Below are 11,427 nucleotides of genomic sequence, written 5' to 3'. Positions count from 1 at the left end.
ATACCTCGACCGCATCTGCCCGGGCGTCGATGGCGAGGCCGGCAAAACCCTGCAACGCTCACTGAGCAAACAAGGCATCGCGTTCAAGTTGAGTTCGAAAGTCACCAGCGCCACATCTTCCGCCAACGGTGTACAGCTCAGTGTCGAGCCGGCCGCTGGCGGCACTGCCGAGTTGCTGGACGCGGATTACGTGCTGGTGGCCATCGGGCGCCGTCCGTACACCCAAGGTCTCGGTCTGGAGAACGTCGGCCTGAGCACCGACAAGCGCGGCATGCTCGCCAACAAACAGCACCGCACGGAAGCCGCCGGGGTCTGGGTGATCGGCGACGTGACCTCCGGGCCGATGCTCGCGCACAAGGCTGAAGACGAAGCGATGGCCTGTGTTGAGCAGATTCACGGCAAGGCTGGCGAAGTTAACTACGACCTGATCCCCAACGTGATCTACACCCGACCCGAGCTGGCCAGCGTCGGCAAGACCGAAGAGCAGCTCAAGGCCGAGGGCCGCGCCTACAAGGTCGGCAAGTTCCCGTTCACCGCCAACAGCCGGGCGAAGATCAACCATGAGACCGAGGGGTTCGCCAAAGTCCTCGCTGATGAGCGCACCGATGAAGTCCTCGGCGTACACCTGGTCGGCCCGAGTGTGAGTGAAATGATTGGCGAGTTTTGTGTGGCGATGGAGTTCAGTGCTTCGGCGGAGGACATCGCACTGACCTGCCATCCACATCCAACGCGATCGGAAGCATTGCGCCAGGCGGCGATGAATGTCGAGGGGATGGCGACGCAGATGTAGGTTTCGGAGTTTTTTTGGCTGACCCACCGCTTTCGCGAGCAGGCTCGCTCCCACATTCGACCTTAATACGCCTGAAAGAGCGCGGTCACTGTGGGAGCGAGCTTGCTCGCGAAGGATGCGACTCGGTCTATAGCGGAAGATGCCCCAGCGGCAACGCCCCCGGCGTCTTCACCGTGTGAATCGCAAAGTTGCTGCGGATGTCACTCACCCCCGGCAGCTTCAATAGGCAGCCGCTGAGAAAGCGGTCATACGCGCGCAAGTCCGGCACCACCACTTGCAGCAGAAAGTCCGATTCCCCCGACACCAGAAACGCCGAAATCACCTCCGGCAATGCCGTCACCGCAGTGTAAAACGCCTCTGCCTGTTCATCGTTATGACGCTCGACCTTGACCCCGACAAACACCGTCAGTCCCAGCCCGACTTCATCACGATCGAGATTGGCCTGATAACCGCGAATCACCCCGGCTTCCTCCAGCATCCTTACCCGGCGCAGGCATGGCGAGGCTGACAGGCCGATTTCATCCGCCAGCTCGACATTGCTCAGCCGCCCGTTACGTTGCAGGGCCGCGAGAATCTTGCGATCGAAGGCGTCGAGTTTCATGTTTGGCAGATCCTGAGTGTCATGGCATTGAAAACCAGCAGATTATGCCAATCAAGACGGTTTTAGAAGCTGACTACGCAAGCACCTGCCCCGGCCTTCGGCCTTAGACTTGGCGCACCGAATCGACAACGAAAGGGCGGCAACATGGCGAGTCTCTGGCTGTTTTTCCTGGCATTGGCGGTGGTTTATCTATTGCCCGGCCCGGACATGATCCTGCTGCTGCAAACCGGTGCGCGACAGGGTCGCGGCGCGGCGCTGGCCACCGCCATCGGCCTGGGTGTTGCCCGCGGTTGTCACGTGGCGCTGGCGGCGTTGGGACTCGCGGCGCTGTTCAAGGCTGCGCCGTGGACATTCGAGGTGGTGCGGCTGGCGGGGGCGGCGTATCTGTTGTGGATCGGCATTCACTGCCTGCGCAGCACTCTGCTGCCGAACCTGAATGCGGGTGAGGCTGGCGAAGTACACGGGCAGTGGCGCGAAGCCGTTCGACGCGGTTTGCTGACCAACCTGCTCAATCCCAAGGCCTTGCTGTTCTGCTCGGTGCTGCTGCCGCAATTCATCGTCAATGACGGCGCTCCGGTGCTGAGCCAGTTCGCCGTGCTCGGCATGCTGCTGGTTGGCGTCGGCCTGCTGTTTGACAGCGCCTACGCCCTCACCGGCGCCGCGCTGGGTCGTTGGCTGCAACACAGTCCAACGGCCCAACGCGTACAACAATGGCTGTTCGGCAGCCTGCTGATCGGTTTCGCCGTGCGCCTGACCTTCGTCCAGCAGGCTTAGCCTTTGCGGGCCTTGCGCTGGCGACGGCTGATCAACAACAACGCAGCGGCCGAGACCAGCACAACCGCACTGATCTGCACCGGCCACTTGTACGGCCGCAGCGATGAACGCACGGCATCCGTGACCTGGGTGACGTAACGCTTGTCGGCGTTTTCGAAGTCCGGGTACGGGCACTGATTGCCGAAGTCCACCGCCCACGGCACGAACGGGCCTTCCTTGATGTAACGCTGATACAGCGCACTCTGATCTTCCAGGCTGCTGTTCCAGCCGGCAGCGTTGCACAGCACCGCGGCAAACGCCTGACTGGTGTGCGGCAGGTTGTCAGCGGCGCGCCCGGCCAGTTCGGTCGCGACGAAACGGTAGTGATAGCGCTGATCCGGTTGCGCTTCACTGGCGGCCTGACGTTGCACTTCGGCTTCGCTCACCAGCGGACCGACTTTCAGCTCGACACTTTCCAGGCTGTAGTTGCCACCGAACGTGGCGTAGTCCGGCGCCATCTCGTAACCGAGAATATCCATGCCCCACTCGCGGGCCGTCCACGCGGCGTTGTACAGCGCGCTGGCACGTTTGGTCGGCCACCACGCGGCATCGGCCTTCAGCCGTTGTTCGCCGTAGAGTCGGGCCTTGTTTTGCAGGTCGGGATTATCGAAGTACGCGACCGCGTCGGCGTAATGCCCTTCGCGCAGCAAACGCCGACCGAGCAAGTTGCGCAGGCTGGCGGCGACCGGCAGCGGCACGTAGTTGTCACGCTCTTGTTGAGTCAGCGCGGGCGGGGCCGGCACGTTATCGTCGACGTATTTTTTCAGCTCATCGACCGTCAACACACGCTCGGCGACTGTCGCGGCATCGAACCAATAAACACTGTTGCTGCGATACAACTGCACAAACGCTTGCAGGTATTCGCCGCGCTGCAACGCGAGAATCGCACTTTCGCCCTCGACCCGGCACTTCGGCTGAACGGTTTCATAGGCCCAGTCCGGCGTGCGCCGGTAACCCCAGTCTTCACGCTGCGGGAAGGCTTGTGCAGCTTTCGAATAGGCTGCGGCTGCGGCGTTCCTGTCACCGTCACGCACCGCCAGTTTGGCTCGTAGCCACCAAGCGAGCCCGCCGTCGCCGGCATTTTCGAGGAACGCCTTGGCCCCCGCATAATCGCCCTGTTGATAACTCATCGCCGCCAGACGATCAGCATTTTCAAGGCTGCCACGGGTGCTGTTTTGCAGCAGCTTGACCAGTTTCTTCTCGTTTGGCGGCTCATCGCCAAACGACCAGCCCTGGCGGCTGACCAGCGATGCCGTGACCAGTTGCTGCACCGCTTTGTGCTGCAGCAACTCGGCCAATTGGGCCTCGGGCAACTCCGCCAGCTCATTCATCAATTGCTTGAGCGAGGTGTAACCCACCGCCGAGCCGTGCAGGTTCTGCGCTTCATACAATTCGATGGCGCCGCTCCAGTCGCCCGCCGTGCGCAACGCCCGGGCCTCTTCGCCGAGGCTGGCAACGCCCAACTCCAGCGGATCGCTGAAACCGTCGATGCTCAGTTGTCGGGCCTGGCGGAACGCCGCAAGCGATTGCTCCAACGCTTCGATCGCATCGCCGCCTTCGCTGCTCATGGCAAACCAGGTACGACCCAGAGAGTAGGCAGCCCAAGTGCTGCGCAAGGGACGCTGCTGCGCCGGCAGCGCCAGCAGCTTGTCGAAATAAGCGATGGCGAGTTGATGATCGCCCGTGGCAAACGCCACCGCACCGGCCACGTACAAACGGATTTCCGCCGGCAGACTGGCGCCCTGCGCTTCGACCTGACGCGCATCGGTCAGGCCACGCAATTGCTTGACCAGCGCTTGCTGCTCGGCGCTCAGGCCGGCCTGCTCGGCTTTTTCCCGTGCCTCGGCGGCGGCATTTTCCTCGCCGTACATGTCGTTCGGATTATGCGTCGCAGCGGTGACGTTGTTCAGCCCGGCAATGGCTTTGCCGAGGCGACTGAGTTCGAAGTTGAAGTCGCCCTCGGGCAGATCCGCCAGGGTCTGCCCGCGATTGTCGAGCAGGCGCATAGGGAAATCCGGCCCGCAGGCCAGCGCAGAGCCGAGCGGCAGGCAGAGGCTCAGGCAGAGCAGATGGCGGGGCCAGTTACGGGTCAACATGCGAACCTCCTTGATCAATATTGGCGCAACGCGCCCAACCGATGGCGCGTTGTCCGCCCGCCGACAAGCGGCCGTCGCGCAGGCGGGTGAAGGTAAGCAGATCCGGGCTTTGTTGCAACGAGTAACCGGCGAGCGCATCGGCGCCTTCACAGCTTTGCGCCTTCAAGGTGATTTGCGCAGGCCAGGCACTGTCGAGGTTGCCGGGATTGTCGAGTTTGATGTCGTAGAGTCCGTTGTGTTCGCTGAACGTCATGCCGAGCTGACTGTTAAGTTGCTCGCCACGGGCGACCGCGCGCAGGGTGGTCAAACTCCAGGCGCGGCGGTCGTTGGCCAGCGGCAGGCGAAACCAGATCAACCCGGCCAGATGCGCCGGAGGGTCTTCGCGCAAGGCCTTGCCGAGGTGGCTCAATTGCAGCGGATCGGCGCGCAATTCCTGGCGCTCACCGCCCCGCTCCAGTTGCACTTCGCTTTCCACCACCGGCGCCCCGCCATCATCCGGCAACAACGCCACGCCGTAGGCCGGCAGCGCCAGATAGAACGGTTTGTCAGTGATGCGCGCCCAAGCCTTGGCCCATTTCAACGCCTGATCAGAATCAAACAGTCCCCGACGAGGATCGCTGACGGCGTGGACTTGCAGCACGCTGCTGTCGACGGTTTGCAGGAGTGTTGGCAGTTGCGCGCTATCGAGCCAGGCTGGCAGCGCCGTGATGCTCAAGGGCAGCGTCGCCGGCAATGCCGAGTGCAGATTCCTGAGAAAGTCAGCGTAAGCCGGCAACCGCGCGTTACCGGCATCGTGATCGATTTCAACGCCGCTCAATACAAGACCATGCGCCTGCCAATCGGCAAGCACCTGGAGAATTTGCGTGGTGACCTGGTCCTGATCCAGCGACTGCAACTGCCCATCGAGACGAATCACCGCAATCAACGGACGGCCATCGGCTTTCAATAACGGCGCATCGATCCGCGCCCGGTTCCATCCGGCATTGGGAAAGGCTTGCAGTGCGAGGACGCGTAGCGTTGAGAAATCCTGGCGACTGTCACGCATCGCCGCCTCGTGGGCCGGCGTCCATTGACGTTGCCAGATGTAGAGTTGTTGGTCGAGGGGTGGCGCGTCCGGCTGCTTGCAAGCAGCCAGCACCATCACAGCAAACAAAACGACGATAAACCGCATACCTTCCAGATCCCTGACACCACAAGGCTGCAAGGTTACACAAAACCCTGCCGGCCTTCGCGAGCAGGCTCGTTCCACACGTCGCGATCAGGAAGTGACTTCAGCAGACGCAACGGTCGGTCGCGATGTGCTCAAGCGTTGCACCAGTGCCGAACCGCGTTTGCGCATAGGCGTTTCAATGAAGCGATAATTCAGTTCGCTGAGCAATACGATCAGGGCGCATGCAAACAGCAAAGTAATGATCGGGTGCCCGGCCGGGCTCGGCAGGCCTGCGCCCTGCAAACGGAAGATCATTTCACGCACCAGGAAATACACCGGAATGTGGATCAGGTAGATCCCGTAGGAACGATTGCCCACCCAGGCCATCACTCGCTGCAAGCGTCCGGGCGGCAACAGATAATCTCTGTTGTAAGAGGCAATCCATACCAGCACTGCACTGAGAATGGCGATGGCACCGATGCGATAGGGCGCGTTGGTAAAGCGGTCGGTGCCCAGGTAACTCAGCAGCAAACCGACAATGACCAGCAATGACACCCCGGCCCACGGGCGGCGCAGAAACGTCGGCTGCCAGCGTTGGTAACTCGGTTGAACACTCCACATGGCCAACAACACCCCCCAGGCAAGCGCATCGGTTCGTACGGTCATCAACAGCGACGACCGCACCATGAAGAGTTGCACCGCAACCAGCGCCAGCAGCACCCACACCAGGTGTTTGCGACAGAGCAGAATCAGCAGCGGAAACAGCAGGTAGAACTGCTCTTCCAGCGCCAGACTCCAGTAGACGAAACTACTGCCGTATTCGTAATGAAAAATAGCATCGGCAAAGCGGAAGTTGGCGTACTGAAATACGCCCGCGAGCGTGGCCTGCACGTTGGCCTGCACCGTGCCGAACGCTCCGGAGCGGTTAAAAAAAATGCACAGCAGCAGCATCAGTGCCAGCCACAACCACGCCGATGGCAGCAGGCGAAAGGCTCGACGCAACCAGAAGTTACGCGTCTGCTCCCAATACGCCTGACGGTTGCTGCAACGGCGCAGCGCAGGAATCAGACTGCGAGCGATGACGAACCCGGAAATCGCGAAGAAAAGATCCACCCCCCACCACAGACCCACCCAGTCACGCAGGGTTGCGAGCAGCGGCACAGGGTCGCTGAACAGACCTTGCAAGTGATGAAACAACACCCCGAGCACGGCAATGGCGCGCAGCACCTCGATGTCCATGATTCGCTTATTGATCATCCGGTCCCCCCGCATCCAGCGGTTTACGGGCAATGATTACCTGGCTCTTGGGCATGAACTGGTCGAGGATCTGTTTGATCGCAAGCCCGTCGGGCCGGTCCAGCATCTCTTCCCAGGTTCTCGCCCACCCGCCCATCAAATGCGGGAACGGTGCCTGAATGCGATCGCGCACCGCACCACCCGGATCCTTGCCGGCAGCCTTTTCACTGGCCCAGAAGAAAATCATCCCCATCACCCAGAAGAAGCCGGTGGCTTGCCGATGTTCGATGACCAGTCCGGCCTCTTCGATCATCGCCTCGAAACGTTCCGGGCTGAAAATCTGTACATGGTTGGGTGACTGGTAATAACTGCGGGGGGCGATGCCTTTCTGCAAATGCTCGCCAACCGGCGCTGGCACACTGAGCAGATACAAAGCACCGGGACGCCCCATCCGCGCCAGTTCGGCCATGAACGGCTCGGGCTCGTCGACGTGCTCCAGCACCTCCATGCACACTACCCTGCTCGCGCAGCCATCCGCCAATGGCAATGGCAAGCTGTTGCTGACCAGCCCCAGACTCGGCTTGGTGGTGCGTGCTTCAACCTGACGCGCCAACTCGCACACTTTGTCGTGCTCGCTGTCAGTGAAGATCACCGATGCGCCCTGGCGTACCGCAAACAACGTCGCGGCCCCCTCGCCACAACCAACATCGAGCAAGGTGTCGTCAGGCGTTATGGCGAAGCCCTTGAGCAGTTCGCCGCTGTCATTGAGAAACCAGCCGTCCAGCACCGCATCACGCAAACCGACATCGCGTGGCGACCAGGTGAACAGCGGTTCCGGCTCAGCTTCAGGCGGCAGTTCAACCGCCGGTTCATTGGTCGGTTCAATGGTTTGCGGCGCTTGTGGCTCGGCTAAAAATCGCTGGAACAATCGACGGATCATGCGCCGGCGTCCTCCATGGCAAGTTCGGTGCGGCGCTCGAACAGTTGCGCAAAAAACACCTGCAACCGCTGTTCAGCCACAGCCTGACTGCAAAACCCTTGCAGACTCTCCACGGCCTTCGCCGACATGTGCGCATAACGCTGTGGGTCGTTTTTGGCCACCTCGTAGCTGGCTCGATAAGCCGCGCAAATCGAGGCCCAATTGGCCGCGTAGCGCAGTGTCCGATAGGCCGAGCGCGGATCGTGCGGCCAGGCCGTGAACTCCTCGGTGGACTCGATCAGGAACGCATTATCGGCGTTCAGGTAATCGATCATCGCTGTCGTGCACGGTGCGACCGCCGGTTTGCCACAGGACATGAACTCCATCAGCGGCAGACACTGGCCTTCGCCATAGGACGTGTTGACGACGTAGCGCGTCGCCTGCACCAACCGTTCGTAATCTGCGTCCGCCAGATAGCCATAGACCGGCACGACTCGGCAGCGATATGGCTGATTTTTGTACAGGTGATGAAGAATGTCGGTGAGCGCTTCTTCGGCATCGTGGTGAGTGAGTTTGAGCACCAGCGTCGCGTCATCGTCCTCACGGAACGTTGCGCAGAAGGCACTGATCATGTCCTCCCAATTCTTGCGACCGTCGCGAGGGTTGAACACCGAGGTGTACACCACGCCTTCAAGCAACAACGTCTGCTCGGTGACCGGTGCGAGAAAGTCGATACCCGGACCACTTCGCAGATGAGCAGGACCGAAAGCCTCCAGGTCGACCTCGCGGCTGTCGACCACCAGCCCTTTGATCGTCAAACGTATCGGATCGACTACCGGTTGCCCCTGCAACTGAACGCCACGCGCCGCGAATCGATCCCAGACCGGGGCGGGCACGGCAACAATCGGGTAATCAGCGCTCATAGCGTCGCGCACTGCGTCGACGGTGTAGGTGGAATGAGTGATCGCAGCACCGCAGGCGTTGAGCACCGTGCGCCAGTCGTTCAGCGTATCACCGGCAAACGGCTCGTTGGGAATGGTGCTGAACTCCCAGGCGAATACCGGCAACGTCGGGCAGGCCAGATGCACCGGAGTGCGGTGCGGTGGCGAAAACGACAGAAACACACAAGGCTCGCCACGGGTTTGGCAGTCGGCGTACAACGCATCGACCTCAGTGTTCGGGTCCATGACCTCGACCACCCGCCCGAGCCGCTCCAGCACCGGACGGTACTCTTTGAGCACAAAGAAATAGCTGTACTCCGAACGCCCGAGGTTGCGGCTGATGGTGTGCTGGTTGGTTTCGGAATGGATGATGATCAGCATGAGGCGTTATCCATGACCGGGGCAACGTTGCCGGACTGCAAAGCCAGTCCGAAAAAATCTTCCACACGCTTTTGCAGAGCCGGTTGCGCGCAGTAGTCGCGCATGCGCTCGGCTGCCGCCAGCGACATGCGCTGATAGTCCTGTGGTTGTGTTTTGGCCATCCGGTAGCTGTTTTCGTAGGCCTTTTTCAACGACCCCCAGTCCGGTCGATGACGTTGCGCACGGAACAGCATTCGCGGGTCATGGGGCCAGGTGCACGCCTCTACGCTGGAGCCGACCACGAACGCCACGGACGCGTCGATGTAATCCTGCATCGCCGTGTGATCGGGAGCGATCACCGGTTTGCCGCACGCCATGAACTCCATCAGCGGCAAGCACAGGCCTTCACAATGCGAAGCGTTGACATAAAAACTCGCCGCCTGATAAAGCCGCGCATATTCAGCATCGTCCAGATAGCCGTGAATCATCACGACCCGGCAGGAAAACGGTGCCAGTTGCGCCAGCGGTGTCATCAAGTGCGCGTAGACGGCCTCCAGATCGCTTTGAGTGAATTTCATCACCAGTGTGGCGTCGGGGGTGTCACGGAACGCTGCGCAAAAAGCCGTCAGGATCTGTAGCCAGTTCTTGCGGCCGTCATCGGGGCGGAACACCGTCACGTAGACCACGCCGTCGACACGGGTTTGAACCGCTAATGAACTGTCCGGCATCTCTCGCGGCGGCGGTTGGATCGCTACCGGCAAAGGCTGCGGGCCTGCGATGTTTGGCAGACGTTTGCCAAGCCAGTCATGCAAGGTCTCCGGAACCAGGTCGCGAACGCCTTCCCAGTACCAGTTCTGCAGAAACCTCACGCGCGGCACTGGCGGCTCTTGCTCGTGGCCCAGATTCAGCGCCCACATTCGCAAGTAATGCCGGGCAATCACGAAACGCCGCTTCAGGTTTAGCGGTGGAGGGCGCGAAGCCTCCAGCTGTGCTTCGATTTCTGCCAGTTCTGCGGCTGTCAGCGGCTTGGGCAGCAGGTTATCCGGGTGCAGGTTCATCTGGCGGGAATCAAAGATGCAACCTTTGACTGTCAACGTCGTACCCGGATTGACCGGCACGCTGACGTGTTGCTCGCGAATCGCCGCAAAGCGCTCCCACAGCGGCGCTGGCAAGACCAACACCGGGAAGTCTTCGCCCATTGAGCGACGGATCGCTGCGGCCGTGTGGCAGGACAGTGTGATCACCCGGCCGTGTCTGGCCAGCATGTGCGTCCAGTCCTGGCGAGGATCGTCGTTGCACTGTTCATCAGGGATTGAATCGTAATCCCACGCAACAACGCAGACGGTGGGGCATTCGAGATCTGTCTGCGTTTTCTGCGGTCGGGTGAACGAAAGGAAAACACTCTCCTGGCCAGCGGCGAGCAACTGTCGGTAGAGCGGATCGACCTCGGCCACAGCACTCACCACGTGGACTCGTCCGAGCGTTTCGAGCAGGGGGAGATAGGCCTTCAGCACAAAGTAATAACTGGAATCGGGATGCCCCAGATTCTGGCTGATGGAACGGTCGTTGATGTCCGAGTAAAGAATGAAATTCATGGCATTCCACGATGAAACTGCCATCCCGGCAGCCTCACACTATGACGGCCAGGCGTTGAATCGGATCGATGTCCGTTCTTCGTCTTCGGTCCCGTCTTGTTCTTGTTTTAGTGGTCGGTTTCACCTTTGTGCACGACGATCCCGACGAACCCGGCCAATCGTGACAAGGCGCATTCTAAACACATCCGCGAAGCGTTCGTGAACCGCTCGGCGAGAATAAATCGGACTACGCTGACGAGAACTGACCGGTCACGGTTTGCCCTGTTGAATTTGCCGAGCATTTGGCACAGATTGGTCACAAACAACTACAACAACTGACTTCGCCTGTCTTTTAAGCGGTTTTTCTACCGGTCTGACAGAACCTTCCTTCAAAGCCTGTGGGAAAGTGGCGCAAGTTCAAGACCAAGGGGTCGCTGTTTGAAAAAGCGTCTGTTCGTCACGGGTCTCAGTGGATTCGTGGGACAACATATTCAGTCGCGTCTGGTGCTGCCGGATTCGTCGTGGGAGCTGCTGCCTGCCGCTTTGCCCTACGACCTCACCGATCCGCACAGCCTCACCGACTTGTGGCCGCAGTTGCCTGATGCGGTCATTCATCTGGCCGGGCAGACTTTCGTCCCCGAAGCCTTCCGCGATCCGGCACGCACACTCGCCATCAATCTGCTCGGTACGCTCAACCTGTTGCAAGCCCTCAAGGCGCGCGGCTTTGCTGGCACGTTCCTGTATGTCAGTTCCGGTGACGTCTACGGCCAAGTCGGCGAAAGCGACCTGCCCATTACCGAACAACAACCGCCCTGCCCGCGCAACCCGTACGCGGTGAGCAAGCTCTCGGCGGAATTTCTCAGCCTGCAATGGGGCCTGAGCGAAGGTTGGCCGGTGTTGGTGGCGCGGCCGTTCAATCACATTGGCAGCGGCCAGAACGAAAGCTT

10 protein-coding genes are annotated in these 11,427 nt (G+C 60.6%); 3 read left to right on the top strand and 7 right to left on the bottom strand.

Features of this window, described 5'->3' with window-relative positions:
- The coding region (locus tag ACWR1S_RS30010; protein WP_454566038.1) for a dihydrolipoyl dehydrogenase family protein at nt 1–790 on the top strand (790 nt) is incomplete at its 5' end.
- 127 nt (nt 791–917) lie between these two features.
- Here the strand turns inward: ACWR1S_RS30010 and ACWR1S_RS30005 are convergent.
- Nucleotides 918–1,391: an Lrp/AsnC family transcriptional regulator gene (locus tag ACWR1S_RS30005; RefSeq protein ID WP_141126007.1), complete on the bottom strand. Its 474-nt coding sequence runs from the start codon at nt 1,389–1,391 to the stop codon at nt 918–920.
- Between the two features lie 144 nt (nt 1,392–1,535).
- On the opposite strand from ACWR1S_RS30005, the gene ACWR1S_RS30000 reads away from it, so the two are divergent.
- A complete protein-coding gene (locus ACWR1S_RS30000) occupies nt 1,536–2,165 on the top strand; it encodes a LysE family translocator (protein ID WP_454566037.1) in 630 nt (209 codons plus the stop codon).
- Here the strand turns inward: ACWR1S_RS30000 and ACWR1S_RS29995 are convergent.
- From ACWR1S_RS29995 to ACWR1S_RS29970, 6 genes are all read right to left on the bottom strand, one after another.
- Nucleotides 2,162–4,300, bottom strand: a complete 2,139-nt coding sequence (locus tag ACWR1S_RS29995; protein WP_454566036.1) for a hypothetical protein — start codon at nt 4,298–4,300, stop codon at nt 2,162–2,164. The two genes, ACWR1S_RS30000 and ACWR1S_RS29995, sit on opposite strands and share 4 nt — an antisense overlap.
- A complete protein-coding gene (locus ACWR1S_RS29990; protein WP_454566035.1) occupies nt 4,287–5,471 on the bottom strand; it encodes a DUF3142 domain-containing protein in 1,185 nt (394 codons plus the stop codon). Before ACWR1S_RS29990 ends, ACWR1S_RS29995 begins: the two co-directional genes overlap by 14 nt.
- A gap of 87 nt (nt 5,472–5,558) precedes the next feature.
- A complete protein-coding gene (locus ACWR1S_RS29985) occupies nt 5,559–6,707 on the bottom strand; it encodes an acyltransferase family protein (RefSeq protein ID WP_454566034.1) in 1,149 nt (382 codons plus the stop codon).
- Complete coding sequence (locus ACWR1S_RS29980) at nt 6,697–7,626, bottom strand: class I SAM-dependent methyltransferase (protein ID WP_454566033.1); 930 nt, start codon at nt 7,624–7,626, stop codon at nt 6,697–6,699. Before ACWR1S_RS29980 ends, ACWR1S_RS29985 begins: the two co-directional genes overlap by 11 nt.
- Nucleotides 7,623–8,927: a glycosyltransferase gene (locus ACWR1S_RS29975; RefSeq protein WP_454566032.1), complete on the bottom strand. Its 1,305-nt coding sequence runs from the start codon at nt 8,925–8,927 to the stop codon at nt 7,623–7,625. Before ACWR1S_RS29975 ends, ACWR1S_RS29980 begins: the two co-directional genes overlap by 4 nt.
- Nucleotides 8,921–10,501, bottom strand: a complete 1,581-nt coding sequence (locus ACWR1S_RS29970) for a glycosyltransferase (RefSeq protein ID WP_454566031.1) — start codon at nt 10,499–10,501, stop codon at nt 8,921–8,923. The genes ACWR1S_RS29975 and ACWR1S_RS29970 overlap by 7 nt, the downstream gene beginning before the upstream one ends.
- Before the next feature lie 417 nt (nt 10,502–10,918).
- Here ACWR1S_RS29970 and ACWR1S_RS29965 point away from each other — a divergent pair.
- The coding region (locus ACWR1S_RS29965) for an NAD-dependent epimerase/dehydratase family protein (RefSeq protein WP_454566030.1) at nt 10,919–11,427 on the top strand (509 nt) is incomplete at its 3' end.

It is taken from the genome of Pseudomonas sp. AIG (assembly GCF_977020205.1).
The sequence above is the reverse complement of the archived record's forward strand: the minus strand, read 5'-3'. Positions and strand labels throughout refer to the sequence as shown.

Coding starts and splice junctions, on each gene's coding strand:
- ACWR1S_RS30005 (WP_141126007.1), bottom strand. CDS start 1,391: ATGAAACTCGACGCCTTCGATCGCAAGATTCTCGCGGCCCTGCAACGT.
- ACWR1S_RS30000 (WP_454566037.1), top strand. CDS start 1,536: ATGGCGAGTCTCTGGCTGTTTTTCCTGGCATTGGCGGTGGTTTATCTA.
- ACWR1S_RS29995 (WP_454566036.1), bottom strand. CDS start 4,300: ATGTTGACCCGTAACTGGCCCCGCCATCTGCTCTGCCTGAGCCTCTGC.
- ACWR1S_RS29990 (WP_454566035.1), bottom strand. CDS start 5,471: ATGCGGTTTATCGTCGTTTTGTTTGCTGTGATGGTGCTGGCTGCTTGC.
- ACWR1S_RS29985 (WP_454566034.1), bottom strand. CDS start 6,707: ATGATCAATAAGCGAATCATGGACATCGAGGTGCTGCGCGCCATTGCC.
- ACWR1S_RS29980 (WP_454566033.1), bottom strand. CDS start 7,626: ATGATCCGTCGATTGTTCCAGCGATTTTTAGCCGAGCCACAAGCGCCG.
- ACWR1S_RS29975 (WP_454566032.1), bottom strand. CDS start 8,927: ATGCTGATCATCATCCATTCCGAAACCAACCAGCACACCATCAGCCGC.
- ACWR1S_RS29970 (WP_454566031.1), bottom strand. CDS start 10,501: ATGAATTTCATTCTTTACTCGGACATCAACGACCGTTCCATCAGCCAG.